Annotated in this window: 18 protein-coding genes; 12 read left to right on the forward strand and 6 right to left on the reverse strand. The window is 72.4% G+C overall.

Translation table 11 applies throughout. From position 1 onward, the window contains the following. Nucleotides 1-71 precede the first annotated feature (71 nt). A complete protein-coding gene (locus ACIP89_RS18510) occupies nucleotides 72-992 on the forward strand; it encodes an alpha/beta fold hydrolase (RefSeq protein ID WP_401930169.1) in 921 nt (306 codons plus the stop codon). Nucleotides 993-1,030: 38 nt separating this feature from the next. On the opposite strand, the gene ACIP89_RS18515 is transcribed toward ACIP89_RS18510, so the two are convergent. Beyond that, nucleotides 1,031-3,481 carry an endonuclease/exonuclease/phosphatase family protein gene (locus ACIP89_RS18515; RefSeq protein WP_402115713.1) on the reverse strand — a complete coding sequence of 817 codons (2,451 nt, stop codon included), beginning with the start codon at nucleotides 3,479-3,481 and terminating at the stop codon, nucleotides 1,031-1,033. A 567-nt stretch (nucleotides 3,482-4,048) separates the two neighbouring features. Between ACIP89_RS18515 and ACIP89_RS18520 the strand changes: the two genes are divergently transcribed. From ACIP89_RS18520 to ACIP89_RS18545, 6 genes are all read left to right on the forward strand, one after another. Then, nucleotides 4,049-5,323, forward strand: a complete 1,275-nt coding sequence (locus ACIP89_RS18520; RefSeq protein WP_401930165.1) for an ROK family protein — start codon at nucleotides 4,049-4,051, stop codon at nucleotides 5,321-5,323. Between the two features lie 416 nt (nucleotides 5,324-5,739). Next, a complete protein-coding gene (locus ACIP89_RS18525) occupies nucleotides 5,740-6,306 on the forward strand; it encodes a flavin reductase family protein (RefSeq protein WP_401930163.1) in 567 nt (188 codons plus the stop codon). A 12-nt stretch (nucleotides 6,307-6,318) separates the two neighbouring features. Further along, the gene (locus ACIP89_RS18530) at nucleotides 6,319-7,386 is read left to right on the forward strand and encodes an ABC transporter substrate-binding protein (protein ID WP_402115714.1); all 1,068 of its coding nucleotides are present in this window, start codon (nucleotides 6,319-6,321) and stop codon (nucleotides 7,384-7,386) included. After that, nucleotides 7,383-8,285 (forward strand): ABC transporter permease, encoded by a 903-nt coding sequence (locus tag ACIP89_RS18535; RefSeq protein ID WP_402115716.1) that lies wholly within the window; start codon nucleotides 7,383-7,385, stop codon nucleotides 8,283-8,285. Before ACIP89_RS18530 ends, ACIP89_RS18535 begins: the two co-directional genes overlap by 4 nt. Then, the gene (locus ACIP89_RS18540; RefSeq protein WP_402115718.1) at nucleotides 8,261-9,055 is read left to right on the forward strand and encodes an ABC transporter ATP-binding protein; all 795 of its coding nucleotides are present in this window, start codon (nucleotides 8,261-8,263) and stop codon (nucleotides 9,053-9,055) included. The genes ACIP89_RS18535 and ACIP89_RS18540 overlap by 25 nt, the downstream gene beginning before the upstream one ends. Then, nucleotides 9,039-10,424, forward strand: a complete 1,386-nt coding sequence (locus tag ACIP89_RS18545) for an LLM class flavin-dependent oxidoreductase (RefSeq protein WP_402115719.1) — start codon at nucleotides 9,039-9,041, stop codon at nucleotides 10,422-10,424. The genes ACIP89_RS18540 and ACIP89_RS18545 overlap by 17 nt, the downstream gene beginning before the upstream one ends. Before the next feature lie 79 nt (nucleotides 10,425-10,503). Here ACIP89_RS18545 and ACIP89_RS18550 read toward each other — a convergent pair whose 3' ends face one another. The 3 genes from ACIP89_RS18550 to ACIP89_RS18560 all read right to left on the reverse strand — a co-directional run bounded on the left by ACIP89_RS18550 (nucleotide 10,504) and on the right by ACIP89_RS18560 (nucleotide 11,924). Then, complete coding sequence (locus tag ACIP89_RS18550) at nucleotides 10,504-10,869, reverse strand: nuclear transport factor 2 family protein (RefSeq protein WP_401930153.1); 366 nt, start codon at nucleotides 10,867-10,869, stop codon at nucleotides 10,504-10,506. 128 nt (nucleotides 10,870-10,997) lie between these two features. Next, nucleotides 10,998-11,210, reverse strand: a complete 213-nt coding sequence (locus ACIP89_RS18555) for an alpha/beta fold hydrolase (protein WP_402115721.1) — start codon at nucleotides 11,208-11,210, stop codon at nucleotides 10,998-11,000. A gap of 261 nt (nucleotides 11,211-11,471) precedes the next feature. After that, a complete protein-coding gene (locus ACIP89_RS18560) occupies nucleotides 11,472-11,924 on the reverse strand; it encodes a DUF5709 domain-containing protein (protein ID WP_401930151.1) in 453 nt (150 codons plus the stop codon). Between the two features lie 272 nt (nucleotides 11,925-12,196). On the opposite strand from ACIP89_RS18560, the gene ACIP89_RS18565 reads away from it, so the two are divergent. Together ACIP89_RS18565 and ACIP89_RS18570 are read left to right on the forward strand one after the other, a co-directional pair. Continuing rightward, nucleotides 12,197-12,427, forward strand: coding sequence for a DUF6296 family protein (locus ACIP89_RS18565; protein ID WP_401930149.1), 231 nt, complete (start codon nucleotides 12,197-12,199; stop codon nucleotides 12,425-12,427). Between the two features lie 220 nt (nucleotides 12,428-12,647). After that, the gene (locus ACIP89_RS18570; protein WP_371775396.1) at nucleotides 12,648-13,232 is read left to right on the forward strand and encodes a TerD family protein; all 585 of its coding nucleotides are present in this window, start codon (nucleotides 12,648-12,650) and stop codon (nucleotides 13,230-13,232) included. A 63-nt stretch (nucleotides 13,233-13,295) separates the two neighbouring features. Here ACIP89_RS18570 and ACIP89_RS18575 read toward each other — a convergent pair whose 3' ends face one another. Then, entirely contained in the window at nucleotides 13,296-14,177 is an 882-nt protein-coding gene (locus tag ACIP89_RS18575) for a DMT family transporter (protein ID WP_401930147.1), read from the reverse strand. Between the two features lie 125 nt (nucleotides 14,178-14,302). On the opposite strand from ACIP89_RS18575, the gene ACIP89_RS18580 reads away from it, so the two are divergent. Beyond that, a complete protein-coding gene (locus tag ACIP89_RS18580) occupies nucleotides 14,303-15,457 on the forward strand; it encodes a winged helix DNA-binding domain-containing protein (protein WP_401931099.1) in 1,155 nt (384 codons plus the stop codon). A 278-nt stretch (nucleotides 15,458-15,735) separates the two neighbouring features. Here the strand turns inward: ACIP89_RS18580 and ACIP89_RS18585 are convergent, their stop codons facing one another. Further along, nucleotides 15,736-16,581 (reverse strand): response regulator transcription factor, encoded by an 846-nt coding sequence (locus ACIP89_RS18585; protein WP_401930143.1) that lies wholly within the window; start codon nucleotides 16,579-16,581, stop codon nucleotides 15,736-15,738. Nucleotides 16,582-16,720: 139 nt separating this feature from the next. Between ACIP89_RS18585 and ACIP89_RS18590 the strand changes: the two genes are divergently transcribed. Both ACIP89_RS18590 and ACIP89_RS18595 read left to right on the forward strand, forming a co-directional pair. Next, nucleotides 16,721-18,397, forward strand: a complete 1,677-nt coding sequence (locus ACIP89_RS18590) for an AMP-binding protein (protein WP_401930141.1) — start codon at nucleotides 16,721-16,723, stop codon at nucleotides 18,395-18,397. Beyond that, nucleotides 18,394-20,001, forward strand: a complete 1,608-nt coding sequence (locus ACIP89_RS18595) for an AMP-binding protein (RefSeq protein ID WP_402115722.1) — start codon at nucleotides 18,394-18,396, stop codon at nucleotides 19,999-20,001. Before ACIP89_RS18590 ends, ACIP89_RS18595 begins: the two co-directional genes overlap by 4 nt. Nucleotides 20,002-20,009: the final 8 nt, after the last annotated feature.

The following is a 20,009-nucleotide window of genomic DNA, read 5'->3' on the forward strand; positions in this document are numbered from 1 at the left end:
TGGAATCGCACGCCCGGACCGCGTCCGCATTCCGGCCGGAGGCCACCCGACAGCCTCCAAGGATGGCCACCATGCCCGACGAGATCATCCGGAACCTGTCGGTGCGCGGGCTGCGCTACAGCTACCGGATCCTGCCCCAGCCCGCGCCCCGCACCGAACCGGTCATCGTCCTCGGCGGCGCGCTCCAGGGCATGTACGGCTGGCCGCAGATGGACGAGCACCTGGGGCCGAGGGCCCACGTCGTCACCGCCGACCTGCCCGGCATGGGCGGCGCCGACCCGCTGCCGCCGGGCACCGGCGACGACATCCTGTACGAGGCCGTCACCGGCATCATCGACGACCTGGGCGTACCCCGGGTCAACCTCTTCGGCTTCTCCTACGGCACGTCGATCGCGTTCGGCTGCGCCCGGCAGAACCCCCGCCGCGTCGCCCGGCTGGTGCTCGGCGGCGTCCCGGCCCACATCAGCGACGCCCAGCGGACCCAGTGGGGCCGGGCGGTCGACCGGCTGGGCTCCGGTGACATGGAGGGGCTCGCCAGCCTGACCGCGGAGGCGCTGCTGTGCCTGGACCCGGCCCGCAACGTGCACCGCAGGGAGCTCGCCCGGCGCTACGTCCGGCGCTCCTTCCTGCACGCGCTCAGCCACTCCCCGCACGCCGCGCAGTCGCTGCGCCGGGCGCTGGGCCACCGGCCGGACTTCTCCGGCGGGCTCAGCGGTGTGCCGGCGCTCGTCTTCGCGGGTGAGCACGACACGGTCACCTCGCCCGAACGGCAGCGGGCCTTCGCGGCGACGATCGAGGGCAGCCGCTTCCTGACCATCGGGGACTCGGACCACTGGGTCGTGCTGGAGCGCCCCGACGACGTCGCGGACCTGGCCGCCCGCTTCTTCAGCGACCTTCCCCTGGAACCGGCGCCCGCGCTGTGGCCCCTCGCCTCGCTGCCGCGTCCGCGTGTGCGGGCGGCGGGGGCGGCACTGCCGCGGGCGGGCGGCTGAGCGTCCGCCGGACCGCCCCGCCGCCCGCCCGCGCGGGATCAGCGGTGGCCGTGGTGGCCGCCGTGATGCCCGTGGTCGCCGTGGCCGGACGCCTCGGCCCGTACCCGTACGATCTGCGGGTCGTGGTCGCTCGCCTGGTCCGCGAACTCCGCGTTGATGTGCACCACGTCGTAGTCGAGGCGCCGGACACCCGGGCTCGTCAGGATGTGGTCCAGCGTCTGCGAGTTGCCCTCGTAGACGTAGCTGTACCGCTCGTTCGCCGGCAGCGTGTTGATCAGCGGCTTGAGCGCCTTCCCGGCGGTGAGCGCGGACATCGTCGGCGAGAACGCGAAGTCGTTCAGGTCGCCGAGGGTGATGACGCGCGCCGACTTGTCGGCCGCCAGCAGGGACTTGACGAAGGTGTTGACCTGCGCCGCCTGCCTGACCCGCTTCGTCTCCGAGCTGCGCACGGGCGGCTGGTAGCGGCCGTGCAGCGGCTGGTCGCCGCCCTTGGAGGTGAAGTGGTTGCCGATCACGAACACCGGCTCGCCGCGGAAGCGGAACTCACCGACCAGCGGCTTGCGGCTGTCGGACCACGACTCGTCCAGCGGGCTGATCCGGCCGGGCGAGGCCGACAGGGTGACGCCGTGCCTGGTCTTGACGGCCTGCACCGCGGTGGTCGCGTCGCCGCCGGAGCGGTCCACGAAGGAGACCCGGGCGGGGTTGAAGAGGAAGACGTTACGGATGTTGCCGCCGGGCTCGCCGCCGTCCTTGCCGTCCTGCGGGGCGACATAGCGCCACGAGTAGCGCGGACCTCCCGCCGCGACGATCGCGTCGGTGAACCGCTTCAGCGTCGCCTCCGAGCCGACCGTGCCGTCGTTGACCGCGCCGTTGTCGTCCTGGATCTCCTCCAGCGACACGATGTCGGGGGAGGCCAGGTTGACCGCGACGCCCTTGGCGAGGGTGTCGAACTTGCCCTGGTCGTCGAGCGCGTCGAGGTTCTCCACGTTGTAGGTGGAGACGGCGAGTTCGTCGCGCTTCTGCTTCCTGGTGACCTCTCGCTTCAGATGCCGGTCGGTGAGCGTGCCGAGCCGGGTGGCCTGGAGGCTGTAGCCGCCGAAGGAGTCGTAGTCCAGCACTCCGGTGGTGGTGCCGGACAGTACGTCGCCCACGTTCGCGACCGGGACGGGCCGGGTGGCGTCGAGCGACATCACCTTGATCCGGCCGGTGTTCTGGTCGGTGTACGAGGAGTACAGGGTGCCGCCGCGCCGGGTCGGGTTCTGCTTCGGCTCGACCGTCACCCAGACCTCGCCGTACGAGCTCGTGGCGCCGGTGACCCGGGTGTCGGCGGTCTCGACCCGGGTGCCCTCAAGGGACTCGTAGAGATCGAGGGCGTACTTCGCCGGTTCGAGGGGCAGCGCGTCGATCGAGCCGCCGTCCGCCGAGGGGGCGTATCCGCCGGGCACCGAGGCCGCGTCGAGCACCACCGGCGCGGGCAGCGCGTTGCCGGCGGAGAGCACCGTGGTCCTGGGCGCGGTGATCTCGGTGACGGACTGGGTGGTGGCCGACGGGTAGTACTCGTCCACCGTGCCGCTGACCAGGACCGAGTCGCCCACCGAGACCGCCGGGGCGGCGGAGCCGGTGTAGACCAGGACGCCCTCGGAGGTGCGGGGGTCCGCGTCCGGCGAGGGGTCCTGGATCCAGAATCCGCGCGAACCGGTGGTGCGGACCGCGGTGACGATGCCGGGGACCCCGGTCACCGCCTTGCCGTCCAGCGGGGAGACCCGGGTGGCGCCCTGGATGTCGTGCACGCGCACGGTGCCGGGCTCGGTGGGGTTGCCCGGGTCGCCGGGGTCCTCGCCGCCGCCGGAGGTCTCACCGGCCGCGTTCACCGGGGTGGGCGCGCCGGGGAGAAGGTCGGCGGCGTTGTCGTCGGTGTCCGCGAGGGAGGCCGCACGCGCCACGGAGGCGGTGGCGGAGGCGCCGGTCGCCGGTCCGCTGCCTTCCCGGACGACCGCGGATCCGTAGCCCACCAGGTCCACGACCCGGGTGTCGGAGGCGCAGTCGGCCGCCGTCTTGCAGGTCAGCGCCGTGGTGCCGGAGACCAGCGCGACCGTGCCGCTCGCGGCGGACATCGCTACGGTGCCGGTGGCGTCCGGGGCGGGCAGGGCGACGGTACCCCCGGTGCCCGCGGCCTCCGCGACCAGATAGCGGCCGCCGGGCGCCACGGTGCCGGTGAGCGGGGACACCTGCCACTGCGAGCCGGCGGACGGCGCGCCGGGCAGGTACTGGACGCTGAACCCGGACAGGTCGTACGCGGCGGAGCCGGCGTTGGCCAGTTCGACGAAGTCGCGGGTGAGCTTCGCGCCCGAGTTCCCGCCGCCCCCGTACACCTCGGAGATCACGGCGGACGCGGACGGGGCCGCGAAGGCGGCGGGCAGCGCGGTGGCCGAGAGGGTCACGGCGACCGCGCCGGCCAGCAGGACGGAGCGAGGTCTGGATATGCGCACGGAAACTGCCCCTCAGAGTGTGATGAGGGAGCACAAGCTATGCGCGTAGAACCGGCCATGACAAGGCATCAGAGGTTAATTCCGGGAATCGTTCCGCCATCCGGCCCACACCGGCCGCCCACCGGGCTCCGGACCTGCCTCCGGCCGGGCTCCGGACCCGCCCCGCGCGCCACTGTTCACGCCCCCGCAGGACGCCCGTCACACCACCGGAACGCGGGGCAACACCCGGCAGGGGAACGGGTGTCCAGGATGCGGCAATGGTTTGACCGGGTTGCGCCGGTCCGGTTACGTTGCGTGGCATGCAGCGATCCGCACACCTGACGACGCGAGGTCATATCGACCTGAAGCGTGTGTGCTCCGCCGTGTGTCACCGGGTCTGAGAGCACCACGCCCGCGCGATCCCGTCCGCAGGAGCGCTCCAGCCGCCCCCGCCCGGTCCCCGCAGGGTGTCTCTCCACCGCAGCGCAGCGCCTCCCGCCCTTGCTCCGGGCCGGTGGCGGACTGCCGGAGCTCCGTACCGGAGCACACACCGCGTCACCCGCTGACATCGAGGACCTGGAAGACACTGTGAAGAGTCTGTCCGCACCCGGCCGTCGCCCCAGTCCGCCGCGCCGCTCCGACATACCCGCCGCACCGCCCGCCCGCCGGCTTGCGGGCCCCGGCCCGGCGTTCGCGGCGATCCTCGACCACGGGCCGGTGGCCCGCTCCACCATCGCCCGGCTCACCGGCCTCTCGCCCGCCTCGGTCACCGGCCATGTCGCCCAGCTGCTGGCGCGCGGGCTGGTCAGGGAGAGCGCGGAGACCGCGGGCCCCCGGGGGCTCGGCCGCCCGCACATCCCCGTCGAGATCGACACCGGCCGCTACCTGGTGGCCGGGGCGCACATAGCCGTCGCCCACTCGACGGTCTCACTGATGGACCTGCGCGGCCGGATCGTGGCGGAGGACCGGCAGCCCCACCGCACCACGGACCCGCACCGGATGCTCGGCGAACTCGCGGCCCGGCTGCCCCGGCTGGTGGCGGCACACGCCGGCGGCCGCACCGTGCTCGCCCTGGGCCTCGCCACCGGGCACCGGGTCGATCCCGCCGCCGGGGTGATCGTGGAGCATCCGCACCTCGGCTGGCGCGACGTCCCGGCACGCGACATCCTCGCCGCCGCGACCGGGCTCCCGGTCCATGTGGACAGCCACTCCCGCGCACTGGCGCGGGCGGAGCAGCTGTTCGGCGAGGAGTCGACCCGGACCAGTACGGTGCTGCTCTTCGTCGGCGCGGTCGTGGACGCCGCCTTCGCGACGGAGGGCGCCATGCACCGGGGGCCGCGCTCGGGAGCGGGCAGCGTGGCGCATCTGCCGCTCGGCACCGCGGAGCCGGGCGGCGACGCCGACGGGGCGGGCGGTGCCGGCCGTTGTTCGTGCGGGCGGACCGACTGCCTCCAGTCGGAGGTGTCGGAGCGCGCCATGGTGCGACGCGCGGCCGGTCAGGGGCTGGCCGTGGACTCGTTCCTGGAACTGCTGGATCTGGCACTGGCCGGTGAGCCGCGGGCCGTGGCGCTCTTCCGCCGCCGGGCGCGACTGGTGGGCCGGGCCGCGGCGCTCCTGCTGGACATGTTCGACCCCGAGGTGCTCGTCGTGGTCGAGCCGGGGGTGGGCCGGATGCCCGAGTGCCTGGCCGGTCTGCGGGCCGAGGTGGCGAAGCGCTCCTGGGTCTGCGAGGACCCGGAGCGGGCTGTGGTGCCGACCAGCTTCACCGGCACGGTGCTGGCCACGGCCGGCGGCGCGGTGGCGCTCGGCGCGCTGTACACCGATCCGCTCGGCCCCTGGCCCGCGCTGCCCGCCGTCTCCTGACGGTCCGCCAATTCCGGCGGCCGTTTCCTCGGCCGACTTAATTCAGGCAGTTGCATTGTTGACCGGGTACGAATGCGGACGGGATGATGGATTCATGACCAGCCGGCGGCGGAATACAGGGAACGCGTCCTTCGTGATGCGCGTGTTCCGCCTGCCCGTGACGGCGTTCGCCGCCGTCCGGTTCCTTTGTTGTCGCCCCTGTCCGGGCCTCCGGTAAATCCTGCCGCGTCCGCCGCGCTGCCCGTGCCGTAGTGCCTGCGCGGTACTGCCTCCGCCTTAATTCCGCAGCTGGGACCGCACGCTCGAAATCCCCGTCACGGCCCCCGTGCCCGGCGGCGCATTCCCGCTGTTCGCGTCCTCACGTATGCCCGCGGCTTTTCCCCGCATCCTGCTGACCCATCAACTCGGGAGAGACGTTGACCGTCACCGTGTCCTCATATTCCGCACCGGCCGTGACGGCCGAAGCGACCGCACCGACCACGCCCGGTATCGACCCGCGCCGATTCCGGCAGGCATTCCGCCGCTATCCCGCCGGAGTCGTCGTCATCACCGCAGACGCGGGCCACGGCCCCATAGGTTTCACCGCGACGTCGCTCAGCTCGCTCTCGCTGGACCCGCCGCTGGTGTCCTTCGGCATCGGCACCACCACCTCGTCCTGGCCGCACATCGAGCGGGCCCGCACGGCGGTCGTGAACTTCCTCGGCGCCGAACAGCAGGGCCTGGCCACCACGTTCGCCACCAGCGGCATCGACCGCTTCGCCGCCCCCACCCGCTGGCAGCGGCTGCCGGAGGGGGAACCGGTGCTCGACGGGGTGGCCGGCTGGCTGCGGCTGGAGATCGAACAGCTCGTCCCGGCCGGTGATCACCGCATCGTCATCGCCCGGGTGGTGGACGCCCGGCTCGACGAGGGGCGCGGCCCGCTCCTCTTCCACGACGGCGCCTATCTCACCCTCCCGGCGTCCGCGCCCACCACCGGCCACTGACCAGGGATTCCCGTGCCATTCGACGAAACACACCGGACCGTCGGCCGCAGATCATTTCTCGCACTCACCGGTGCGACGGCCATCGGCGCTCTCGCCGCCTGCTCTCCGCGGGCCGAAACGGTGGCGAGCGCCGAACCCGCAGGAAGACTTCCCTCCGGAGCGCCGCCACCCGGCACGAAACTCTCCATAGCCGTCCGCACCACCCAGCTCCAGCTGGGCCCGGCCGGACTGGAGGACGAGCTGCCGTTCACCGTCTCCGACTGGCCCAATCTGAACGCGGGCCCCGACATCATCCAGGGATTCCGCGCCCATTCCATCGACCTCGCGGTCAACGCGGGAATCCCGCCGATCCAGGCCCGGGCGATCGGCGTCGGCGCGAAGATCGTCGCGGTGCAGGTACGCGACAGCCCCACTTACGTCTTCGCGACCGCGCCCGGCTCCGACATCAGGAGCGCGGCCGACTTCCGCGGCCGGAAGATCGGCTTCTCGCAGGGCCAGGCACAGGGCGTCGTCGTACTGCGCGCGCTGAAGCGGGCCGGCCTCGCCAACAAGGACGTCGAGCTGGTCGCCCTGCCCAGCACCCAGTTCCTCACCGCCCTGCAGTCCGGGCAGGTCGATGTGGCACCGCTGGGCGAGCCGACCCTCACCAAGTACCTGTCCCAGTACGGCAAGGACGGGGCGCGCGGGATCAAGACCGACGTGGTGGACCTGCTCACGGTCCTCTGGGCACCCGACGAGGTGCTCAAGGACAGGGCCAAGGCCGCCGCCGTCCGCTCCTTCGTCCCGCTGTGGGCCCGCGGAGTGGCGTGGGCCTGGGAGAACACCGACACCTGGATCGACACGTACTACGTCAAGGACCAGGGCGTCACCCGGGAGGACGGCAGACGCATCGTCGCCTCCCTGCGGCAGCCCCGGTTCCCGGTGAGCTGGGACAAGGCCATCGCGTGGGAGCAGGAGACCGCCGACCTGATGGCCGACGGCGGGTTCGTGCCGGAGCAGGACGTCGCCGGCCTGTTCGACCGCCGCTTCGAGGGGCTGGCGGCCCGAGCCGTTCCGGCCCGTTACCGGGAGACGTCATGACCGAGCTGCTGACGAACGCCCGCACGGCAGGCCGGGTGAACACGGCCGCCGGGTCCGGGAAGAGCGCGAAGCCGGCGGTCGCCGGCCCGTCCGTCCCCCCGTCCACCGCCCCCCGCGCCACCCGCAGACGGCTGGGTCCCGGCCGGGCCGTGCCCTTCGGCCGGCTGATCGGACCGGTGCTGGTCGTCGCGGTGTGGTGGTTCGCCTCCGCCGTCGGCTACCTCGATCCCCGGATCCTGTCCGGGCCCGGCACGGTGCTCTCCACCGCGTCGGACCTCGTCTCCAGCGGGCGGCTCCAGGACAACGTCCTCATCTCGCTGCAACGCGCCGGGCTCGGGCTCCTCTTCGGGGTGGCCGCGGGGATCGTGCTCGCCGTCGCGGCCGGGCTGAGCCGCACCGGCGAATACCTGCTGGACGGCCCGCTCCAGATCAAGCGCGCCATCCCGTCCCTCGCCATGCTCCCGCTGCTGATCCTCTGGCTCGGCATCGGTGAGCAGATGAAGGTCACCGTGATCGCCCTCGGCGTCGCGGTGAGCATGTACATCAACACGTACGCCTCGCTGACCGGCATCGACAGCCGGTACGTCGAGCTGGCGGAGGGACTCGACCTGAGCCGCGCGCAGTTCGTCCGCAAGGTCGTCGTCCCCGGCTCGCTGCCCGGCTTCTTCGTCGGACTGCGCCTCGGCGTCACCGCGTCCTGGCTCGGCCTGATCGTCGTCGAGCAGATCAACGCCACCAGCGGCATCGGCTACATGATGTTCCAGGCCCAGCAGTACGCCCAGTCCGACGTGATCATCGTGGGCCTGGTGGCCTACGGGGTCTTCGGCTTCGCGTCGGACGCGGCGGTACGCGCCGTCGAGAGGAGGGTCCTGTCGTGGCGACGCACCCTGGCGAGCTGACCGCCGCCCCCGGCGCGGCGGTGGAGGTTCCCGCGATACGCACCCGTGGCCTGGTCCGCCGGTTCGGCAACCGGGACGTCCTCAAGGAGCTCGACCTCACCGTCGCGGCGGGGGAGTTCACCGCGCTGCTCGGCCGCAGCGGTTCGGGCAAGTCCACCCTGCTGCGGGCCGTCGCCCGGCTCGACCACACCGTCGAGGGCTCCGGCGAACTCACCGTCCCGGACCGGGTCTCGCTCTCCTTCCAGGACTCCCGGCTGCTGCCCTGGCTCCGGGTGATCGACAACGTCGTCCTCGGACTGCGCGGACCCGGGGCCCGCGAGCGCGGCCTCACCGCACTGGCAGAGGTCGGTCTTGAGGGCCGTGGCCGGTCCTGGCCGCACGAGCTGTCCGGCGGCGAACAGCAGCGCGCCGCGCTGGCCCGCGCCCTGGTCCGCGAGCCCGAACTGCTGCTCGCCGACGAGCCGTTCGGCGCCCTGGACGCCCTCACCCGGATCAGGATGCACGGACTGCTGCGCGAGCTGTACGAGCGCCACCGCCCGGCGGTGCTGCTGGTCACCCATGACGTGGACGAGGCCGTCGAACTGGCCGACCGGGTACTCGTCCTGGAGGACGGCCGGATCGCCGTGGACCTCGCCGTCGACCTGCCCACCCCGCGCTCCCGGCGCGACGCCCGGTTCCAGGAGTACCGCGACACCCTGCTCACCGCCCTCGGTGTCGCGCAGCCCCGGCCCCGTACCGATGTGAAGGAATCCCATGGCCCGCACGACTGACCGCAAGCAGCTGCACCTCAACGCATTCCTCATGTCCACCGGTCACCACGAGGCGTCCTGGCGGCTGCCGGAGAGCCCGGCGGGGGCCAATGCCGACATCGAGCACTACAAGAACCTGGCCCGGATCGCCGAACGCGGCAGACTGGACTCACTGTTCCTCGCCGACAGCCCCGTCCTGATGGGCGATCCGGGACGGCGGCCGTCCGCCAAGCTGGAGCCCACCGTCCTGCTGACCGCGCTGGCCGGCGCCACCCGGCACATCGGCCTCATCGCCACCGCGTCGACCAGCTACAACGAGCCGTACAACCTGGCCCGCCGGTTCGCCTCGCTCGACCACGTCTCGGGCGGCCGGGCCGGCTGGAACATCGTCACGACGGCGGGCGCCGACGCGGCCCGCAACTTCGGTCTCGACGACACCCCGCTGCACCACGACCGCTACCGGCGCGCCGGTGAGTTCGTCGAGGTCTCCACCAAGCTGTGGGACAGCTGGGCCGACGACGCCGTGATCGCGGACAAGGAGCGCGGTGTCCACGCCCTGGCGGAGCGGGTGCGGAAGATCGGGCACAGCGGTGAGTTCTTCCGGGTCGACGGCCCACTGAACGTACAACGCCCACCGCAGGGCTATCCGTTGCTCGTGCAGGCCGGGTCCAGCGAGGACGGCAAGGACTTCGCCGCCCGGTACGCGGAGGCGGTGTTCACCGCCCAGCAGACGCTGGAGGAGGGCATCGCGTTCTACAAGGACGTGAAGCGGCGTGCCGAGACCGCCGGCCGGAACCCGGAAGGCATCAAGATCCTCCCCGGCATCGTGCCCGTCATCGGCGACACCGAGGCCGAGGCCCTGGCACTCGACGCCGAACTGGAGGAGCTCATCGTCCCGGACTACGCCAAGCGGCAGCTCGCCCAGCGGCTGAGGATCGCCCCGGACGAACTGGACCTGGACGCGGAGCTCCCCGAGGACATTCCCACCGAGGACGAGATCGAGGGTGCCAAGAGCCGCTACACGCTCATCGTGGAGCTGGCCAGGCGCGAACGTCTGACCGTGCGTCAGCTGATCGGCCGGCTCGGCGGCGGACGCGGCCACCGGACCTTCGCCGGCACGGCCGAGCAGGTCGCGGACACCATCGGGCACTGGTACGACAGCGGGGCCGCCGACGGGTTCAACATCATGCCCGCCGTCCTCCCCTCCGGCCTTGAGGTCTTCGTCGACCGGGTGGTGCCGATCCTCCAGCAGCGGGGCCTGTTCCGCACCGAGTACACCGCGAGCACCCTGCGCGGACACTACGGGCTGCCCCGGCCCGCCAACCGGCTCTTCGAGACCGTCGACAGCGCCGAGGGCCACTTCGGTATCGCGCTGGCGCGGGCTCTGTGACGGACCGCCTGGAACGCGGCGGGCGCGAGCGGCCCGGGTGGCGCCTCCGGCCGCTCGCGCGCCGCACCGGCTGCCGGAGTCAGACGGCCGGTACCCGGTCCAGGAAACCGGTCACCGAGCTGATCCGCCCGTCGGCCGCGAGAACGGCCACGTCCGAACCGGCGACCGGCGCGGAGCCGTCCGCCGCGACCAGCTCCCAGCTGAAACGGACGAGCGAGTGGTGCCCGTCCGCCGTCCCGGTCTGCCGGAAGACGAAGCCCGGGAACTGCTGCTGGGCACCGCTGATGGCGGCCGCCAGCTCCTCGTGCCCCCGAACGTCGGCCAGCGGGTCGGTGTAGCCGGCGTCCTCGGTGAAGGCCGCGGCGACGGCCTTCGCCAACTCCTCGGGGGCGGCGGCGTTCCAGGCGGCGAAGTAGCGCTCGACGGCGTCGTCGTAGGAGGTCATCGCGGGGTCCTCTCGTCGGCCCCGGCGGGTGGGCCGGGTGCGTTGTGCTGGTGAGGAACACGATGTCCGACCGTGCGGAACGGGTCGATTACCTCCGGGGTAAGGGGCCGGGGCGGACGCGGGGCCGGTCAGCGCCGGTGCTCGCCCAGGAAGCCCGTCAGCACGGTGTCGAGCTCCTCCGCATGGGGCCAGCCGATGTGGTGCGGACCGCCCGGAATCTCCACGAGGCGGCTGTCATGGATGAGGTCCGGCAGCCGCCGCCCGGTGGAGCCGATGGGCAGGACGCGGTCCTCGTCGCCCGGCACGATCGCCATCGTCGCGGACCGGCCCGCCTGTCTCACCGAGTTCCTTGATGGGCCAACAACACCGACGAGCTCGCCGGCACCCGGATCAGCGAGCAGGCCCTGCGGACGCAGCGGATCGTGGGGGCGGACGCCTCGCCCTACGCCACGCCGGCGTGCGTGCCGACCTGGCCGGTGGACTTCCGGCGCGACCTGCCGAAGAACGACGGGCCGACGCTGTTCTCCTGGCCGACCGTGATGTACGGCATGTCGGCTCTCCCTCGGGACGCCCTCGCACGCGGAGACGCGGCGGCTCCGCGCCTACGCCGGGCCGTCCGGGACGACGTGCATGGCGGCTTCCTCGGCGGACGCCGCCGCGCCGTCGATTCCGACGTCCTCGCCCGCCATGGTGTCCGGGTCGTCGTGGTCCAGCTCCCGGGTGAGGCGCCCCGCGCGGACGTCGCCCACCTCGTCGTCCCAGGGCTCGCCGTCCCCGTCCGGCACGTCGCCCACGCCGTCCCCGGGCCCGTCGGCGACCTCGGGCAGCTCCCGGGCCAGCCGGCCCTCCAGCGCCTCGCCGCTGTGCTGCTCGGACGCGGTGGTGCCCCGGTCCTCCACGGCCCACGGCCGCTCGGGCGGGGAGTATCCCTCGTCGAGCACGTCAGTGAGGTCGCGGTCGTCCAGGGTGTCTTCCACGTCGAGCAGATCGGCGGGGTCGGAGGCCTCCGGCTGCTGGGGCTGGTAGACCTCGTCGCCCAGGTCGGCATCCTTCATGATGAGTCCCTTCCCGATGTCGGGGATCCCGGTCATGCCACCGTACGACGCGGGAGAAGGGGGAACCGCGGCCCGCTCGCCTTCGAATGTCCGGTACCTCCTCAGGATAGGGGGACCGGCGCCGGACCCGCAGCCCGCGGCCTCGGGCGGGCGGCGACGGCAGGGGTGAGAGACGATGGAGGGTGCGGGGCCGGAGCGCCTCGAAGGTGCGGAAACGGCGCCCGGAGCCACGTGGAGAGGCCGTCCGCAGACGCAGCCACGGAAAGGCCGTCATGGATTACCCCGAGAGCTACCAACTGGTGTTTCAGTCGTCCGCGGTGGAGGACGACGCGGTGACCGTCCGGCGGACCGCGCAGTCCGGGGCCGGCGGAAACCCGGTCTACGAGGACGAGACCGGGATCGTCCGGGCGGAGATCAGTGAGCGCGGAGAGGTGCGCATGCTCGCCAGCGGCGGGCACCAGGTCCTCGGGACGCCACTGGTGGTGCGCGAACCTGCCCCATGAGACGGGGCCGGCGGGACCTTCGGGCCGTCGCGGCGGCCGGAAAAGGAACAGAGTTCGCGGACCCCTATCACGTGCTCATGTCCGGTGACATCCTGCCGACGCAGGACAATCCGCCTTCAGGCGTCAAACACTTGGTCGAAATTTTGCCCCTGGTGGGATGCGCGGGGGAGACACCAGGCACACTCGACCTGTAGGAATCTCGCCACGAAGAGGATCACGCATGATCACGTTGAACAAGGAAGACGGCCCGGCGGATCTGGACGGGGTGACCCACCTGTCCATCGGAGTGTCCTGGGACCCCACTGTGGGCAGCAGTGGCGGGCTGATGGGGAAGCTTCGCCAGAAGAAGGGCACCGACCTCGACCTCATCGCCATCGCGATGCAGGGCGCGGACCCGGTCCGGCTGGCCGGTCTGGACTCCCTGGACCCGCTGGGCAACGGCTCGCTGGTGCACAGCGGTGACAACCAGACCGGAAAGGGCGACGGTGACGACGAGACGGTGACCGTCGACTTCGCCCGGGTGCCGACGAACATCACGTCCATCGTCTTCATCGCCGCCGCGTACAAGAAGGGCAGCTCCTTCCAGAACGCGCGCAACATCAGCTTCAAGGTGTACGACGCGACGGGCGGCAGCAGCCAGCAGGTCGCCGACATCTGGCCGAGCCTGCTCAGCAACGACAACGGCTGCGCCGTGGCCAAGGCGATGCGCGTCGGCGGGAGCTGGAAGCTTGAGGTGATCAACGAGACGGGGAAGATCAAGCAGGGCACCGAGCAGGCCCTGATGCGTTTCGCCGTGAGCAAGTAACCGGCGGGCAGCCGGGGCGTGTTCCTGGAGGACGGCGTCCCCGTCCCGCATGCGCGGTGGTGTTCAGTCCACCCGGCGCACGCGGGACGGGGACGCCGCGTTTCCCGCCGCCAGCGGTGACCGCGCCAGTTCGACACAGCCCGCCGTGATCAGGACCAGGGCCAGCAGCTCCGGGAGCACCCACCAGCCGGTGTGCAGCTCCTCGCCGAACAGCGTCACCCCGTACAGGACGCTGATCAGGGCGTCGCCCAGCGTCAGGCATGGCTGCACCGCGACCAGGGTGCCCGCCTGGAGCGCGTTCTGGAGCAGGAACAGGGCTCCGACGCCCGCCGCGGCCGTGGCGTAGAGCTGCCAGGACTCAAGGAGCACCACCACCCCGTCGCCCTCACTGAGCCGCGCCATGGCGTCCTTCATCAGGGCTGCGGTGAGCGCGTACCCGCAGGCGGCGGCCAGGCCGAGCAGCGCGGCCCGGGAGTTGCCCCGGGTGGCCCGCGCCCCCGCGATCAGCGCCGCCTCGAAGAGGCCGGTGAGGATCAGCGCCGGAACCCACGCCGCCCCGCGCACCGTCTCGCTCCCGCCTCCCGGAGCGGCCGACGCCATGCCGAGGGCCAGACCCGCCGTCACGGCGGCCGCCCCGAGCCAGACCGGCCGGGGCACCCGCACCCGCATCACGAACCCCGCGAGCAGCAGGGTCGCCGGCAGCTCGATCACGAAGATCGGCTGGACCACGGCGATCGGCCCGGTCGCCAGCGCGACGGCCTGGCAGACGGCCGCGACGATCACCAGAGCGATCCCCGCGAGCCACACCTTCTGCCGCAGCAGATGGCCGATCAGCGACACTCGCATCGCCGCCCGGTCGGGCACATTGAGGGCGGCGCGGCGCTGGAGGACGGAGGCGGCCCCGTTGCTGAGCGCGGTCAGGACGGCGAAGAGGACACTGATCACCGGTCCATGATGCGGCCGGACGGCGCCCGTACCCGGGACCCGCGCCCGGCGGACGCGCGAAGGGCCGCGAGAGGGTGCGGCCACCGGGACGCGAGTCCGTCCCCATGGCCGCGTACCGTGCCGCCATGGCCGAGAAGAAGAAGACCTCCGCCCCGGCCCCCGCGGTGCTCTCGCCGCGGGCACTGGGGCGCGCGACGCTGGAACGCCAACTGCTGCTCCGCCGCGCCGAGATGACGGCCGGGGAAGCGATCCGGCACCTGGTCGGTCTCCAGGCGCAGAACCCCGGGCCGCCCTACTACCAGCTGTTGGCCCGGCTGAAGGGCTTCGACCCGGCCGGACTCGCCGCGCTGATGGAGTCCCGCGAGGTCGTCCGCATCGTCACCCTGCGCTCCACCATCCACACCCACACCGCGGATGACGCCCTCACCCTGCGCCCCCTCGTCCAGGAGGCCCGCGACCGGGAGCTGCGGATCTTCCGGAACCGGCTCGTGGGCGTGGACCTGGACCGGCTCCGGGACATCAGCCGGGAGTACGTCGAGGAGGCGCCCCGCACCCCGAAGGAGATCCGCGGGCGGCTGCTCACCGAATGGCCGGACGCCGATCCGCAGGCCCTGAGCACGGCGGCCCGCTGTCTGCTGCCGCTGGTCCAGGTGACCCCGCGCGGGGTGTGGGGCAGGAGCGGCCGGGTGGCGCTGACCACCGTCGAGCACTGGCTCGCCCGGCCCGCGGAGCCGGCCCCGGCGCCCGATGCCACCGTGCTCCGCTACCTCGGCGCGTTCGGCCCGGCGTCGGTGCGGGACATGCAGTCCTGGGCCGGGCTGACCCGGCTGGCGGAGGTCTTCGACCGGCTCCGTCCCCGGCTGGTCACCTTCCGGGACGAGAACGGCGTCGAGCTGTTCGACCTGCCCGACGCCCCGCGCCCCGCCGAGGACACCCCCGCCCCGCCGCGCTTCCTGCCCGAGTTCGACAACGTGCTGCTCGGCCACGCGGACCGCACCCGGATCGTCCCGCCCCGGTTCAAGGGGCGCAACGGGGTGGGGAACCAGAGCTACGGGAGCGTGCTGTCCGACGGCTTCCTCGCGGCCCTGTGGCGGCTGGACACCGGCCGGGGCGGCGCACCGGCCACCATCACCGTGCAGGAGCTGCGCCCGCTCGGTGCGGCGGGGCGCGAAGCCGTCGCCGAGGAGGCGGTCGCGCTGCTCTCCGTGATGACGGAGGCGACCACGGACGGCAGCGGCTACGACATCAGGTTCGCCCGGTTCATCGACTTCGGTGAATGAGGCGAGCGCGACGGGCGCGTGCGGGCGGCGGCGAGCGTAGCGGCCGGCGCCTCAGCGATGTGCGAGTGCGGGGGGCGCGTGCGGGCGCGGGCCCGGGTGACGGGGGCAGCGTCACCGCTGACCAACGCGGCACCGGCGCGTTCGGCCGCGGGCCAGTCGGGGTTGCCCCCCGGCCGCTGTCCGATGTGCGGCACCCGCGCGTGCGGGCGCGGGCCATCGCGCTCGTCTTCCAGTTCCAGAACAGCCACGCGGCACCCGCGCGTGCGGGCGCGGGCCGGTTACGGCAGCAGCCCCGCACGCCGGGCCGCGACGACCGCCTCCAGCCGGGTGTGCGCACCGAGCTTGCGCATCGCGGAGCGCAGATACCCCTTCACCGTCTCCGGGCGCAGCCCGAGCCGGCCCGCCGCCACCGCGTTCGTCGCACCCGCCGCGACGCAGGCCAGGACGTCGAGCTCTCGGGGCGCCAGCTGCACCTCCGGGGCGGCCTTCGGCACCCGCGCACCGGCCGCGGAGGCGAGCCGCCCGCACACCGCGATCAGCTCGTCCCGCAGCGCCGGGTCGAGCACCTTCGGTACCAGGGCGCGCAGTTCCCGGTGTGCCGATCTGACGTCCTCCCAGGCCTCCGGCGCGGCCCGCGGATCGGTCACCTCCTCGCGGGTGACGGCGAGCAGCTGCTGCACCTCGTCCCGGACGGCCAGCGCCTGCTCCACGTCGCGCGCCGCCGCCACCGCCGCGTCGAACGTGCGGTCCCCGAGGGTGAGGGGCTCGCGCAGCGCCCCGTACAGCACCCCGCGCACCTTGCGCCGTACCACGACGGGCACCGCGACGACCGAGCGCAGGCCCTCCGCCGCCACGGCCACGTCGTACTCGTGGCTGATGTGGCGCGAGGAGTGGTAGTCGGTCACCGCGCAGGGCCGGGACAGGGCGATCGCCTTGCCGCCCAGACCGCTGCCGGCCGAGATCACCAGCCCGCGCAGCGCCGCGGTGTGCGCCCCGTTCAGCTCGGCGATCCTGGCATGACGGGTGTCGGAGAGCAGCCCGCCGAAGGCCACGGGCAACCCGCTCGTCCGGCGCAGCCGCAACAGCGCGGCCTGCATCTCCACCGCATCGACGGATTCCGGCACGATGCCGCCTCTCTGCCCGGCTCCGGGGGACGCGGCATCGTCCTTCCGCGCCCCCGTACCCCCGTTCGGGGGTGGTGAGACCTGGGTCACTGTTTACATGATGTTAAGTGACCGGTCCGGTCCGCAATGAGGAGGGCACATGTCGGCAACCAGCGCGACGGAGACGTTCCGGGCCGCCCGGGACTTCCTGCTGCGACACCGCGAGGACTACAGCGCGGCCTACGAGGGCTTCCGCTGGCCGCGCAGCGACCACTTCAACTGGGCGCTGGACTGGTTCGACGTCATCGCCCAGGACAACGACCGCACCGCCCTGCACATCGTGGAGGAGGACGGCGGGCGCACCGAGATGTCCTTCGCCAGGATGTCCGCCCGCTCCAACCAGGCCGCGAACTGGCTGCGCGCCCAGGGCGTCCGGGAGGGCGACCGCATCCTCGTGATGCTCGGCAACCAGGTGGAGCTGTGGGAGACCGCGCTGGCCGCCATGAAGCTGCGCGCCGTCGTCATCCCCGCGACCCCGCTGCTGGGCCCGGCCGACCTGCGTGACCGGGTCGAGCGCGGACGGGTCCGCCATGTGCTGGTCCGGGACGCCGACACCGCCAAGTTCGACGAGGTGCCCGGCCGCTACAGCCGGATCGTCGTCGGCGCGGACACCGAGGGCTGGCTCTCCTACACCGGGGCCGACCAGCAGCCGGAGACCTTCACGGCGGACCGGGAGACCGACGCCGACGAACCGCTGATGCTCTACTTCACCTCGGGCACGACCGCCAGCCCGAAGCTCGTCGAGCACACCCATGTGTCCTACCCCGTGGGCCACCTCTCGACGATGTACTGGATCGGGCTCAAGCCAGGCGACGTCCACCTCAACATCTCCTCGCCCGGCTGGGCCAAGCACGCCTGGTCCAACCTCTTCGCGCCGTGGACCGCCGAGGCGACCGTCTTCATCTTCAACTACACCCGCTTCGACGCGGCCCGGCTGATGGCCGAGATGGACCGCTCGGGGATCACCAGCTTCTGCGCGCCGCCCACCGTCTGGCGGATGCTCATCCAGGCCGACCTCTCCCAGCTGAAGACCCCGCCCCGCGAGGTCGTCGCGGCGGGCGAACCGCTCAACCCCGAGGTCATCGAGTCGGTCCGGCGCGCGTGGGGCGTCACCATCCGGGACGGGTTCGGGCAGACGGAGACGGCCGTCCAGGTCGCCAACACCCCCGGCCAGAAGCTGAAGGCCGGCTCGATGGGGCGCCCGAGCCCCGGCTTCGAGGTGGTGCTGCTGGACCCGGTCAGCGGGGAGCCCGGCGCCGTCGAGGGCGAGATCTCCCTCGATCTGTCGGCCCACCCGGTCGGCCTGATGACCGGCTACCACGGCGACCCGGACCGCACCGCGGAGGCCATGGCGGGCGGCTACTACCGGACCGGGGACATCGGCTCCCGCGACGAGGACGGCTACATCACCTACGTCGGCCGCGCGGACGACGTCTTCAAGGCCTCCGACTACAAGATCTCGCCGTTCGAGCTGGAGAGCGCCCTGCTGGAGCACGAGGCCGTCGCGGAGGCGGCGGTCGTACCTGCCCCCGACCCGCTCCGGCTCGCCGTTCCGAAGGCGTACGTCGTACTCGCCGAGGGCTGGGAGCCCGGACCCGACACGGCCAAGGTGCTCTTCGCCCACTCGCGCGCCGTCCTCGCCCCGTACAAGCGGATCCGCCGGCTGGAGTTCGCCGAGCTGCCCAAGACCGTCTCCGGCAAGATCCGCCGGATCGAGCTGCGTGAGGCCACGGCCCGGGGCACCGGCGCCGAGTACGCCGAGGGGGACCTGGCATGACCGGACTGTCCTACGCGCACGGCACCGGCGCCACCGCCCTGCTGGGCGACACCATCGGACGCGGCCTCGACCGGACGATCGACGCGTACGGCGAGCGTGAGGCGCTGGTCGACGTGGCCTCCGGGCGGCGCTGGACGTACGCCGAATTCGGCAGGGACGTCGAGGAGCTGGCCCGCGCCCTGATGGCGTCGGGGGTGGCCAAGGGCGACCGGGTCGGCATCTGGGCGCTCAACTGCCCCGAGTGGGTGCTCGTCCAGTACGCCACCGCCCGCATCGGCGCCGTCATGGTCAACATCAACCCCGCGTACCGGGCGCACGAGCTGGAGTACGTGCTGAAACAGGCCGGCATCTCGCTGCTGGCCGCCACACTCGCGCACCGCACCAGCGACTACCGCGCGCTGGTCGAGGAGGTCCGCCCGAACTGCCCCGCGCTGCGCGCCGTGCACTACATCGGGGACCCCAGCTGGGACGAGCTGATGTCGGCCGCCGGATCGGTGACGCCCGGACAACTCGCGGCACGCGAAGCGGAGTTGTCCTGTGACGACCCGATCAACATCCAGTACACCTCCGGCACCACGGGCTTCCCCAAGGGGGCCACCCTCTCCCACCACAACATCCTCAACAACGGCTACTTCGTGGGGGAGCTGGTCGCCTACACCGAACAGGACCGGGTCTGCCTGCCGGTGCCCTTCTACCACTGCTTCGGCATGGTCATGGGCAACCTCGGCGCCACCTCGCACGGCGCCTGCATCGTGATCCCGGCCCCCGCCTTCGAGCCCGCCGCCGTGCTCGCCGCGGTCCAGCAGGAGCGCTGCACCTCGCTCTACGGCGTCCCCACGATGTTCATCGCGGAGCTCAACCTCCCCGGCTTCGCCTCGTACGACCTCTCCTCGCTGCGCACCGGCATCATGGCCGGATCACCCTGCCCGGTCGAGGTGATGAAGCGGGTCGTCGCGGAGATGCACATGGACGAGGTGTCCATCTGCTACGGGATGACGGAGACCTCGCCGGTCTCCCTCCAGACCCGCCGCGACGACGACCTGGAGCGCCGCACCGGCACCGTCGGCCGCGTGATGCCCCACATCGAGGTCAAGGTCATCGACCCGGCGACGGGCGTGACGCTGGAGCGCGGTGTCTCGGGCGAACTCTGCACCCGCGGCTACAGCGTGATGCTCGGCTACTGGGACCAGCCCGAGCGGACCGCCGAAGTGATCGACGCGGGGCGCTGGATGCACACCGGGGACCTGGCGGTGATGCGTGAGGACGGCTACGTACAGATCGTCGGCCGGATCAAGGACATGATCATCCGCGGCGGGGAGAACGTCTATCCGCGCGAGATCGAGGAATTCCTCTACGGACACCCGAAGATCGCGGATGTGCAGGTCGTGGGGGTGCCGGACGAGCGGTACGGCGAGGAGATCCTGGCCTGCGTCATTCCCGTGGACCCGGCGGACCCGCCGGCCCTGGAGGACGTGGCGGCGTTCTGCCGCGGACAGCTGGCGCACTACAAGGTGCCGCGCCTGCTGGAGATCCTCGAAGCCTTCCCGATGACGGTCAGTGGGAAGGTCCGGAAGATCGAACTGCGGGAGAACTACGGCCGGTAGGGACCGGG

The sequence above is a fragment of the Streptomyces sp. NPDC088730 genome (assembly GCF_044751215.1).
Classification (GTDB): Bacteria; Actinomycetota; Actinomycetes; order Streptomycetales; family Streptomycetaceae; genus Streptomyces.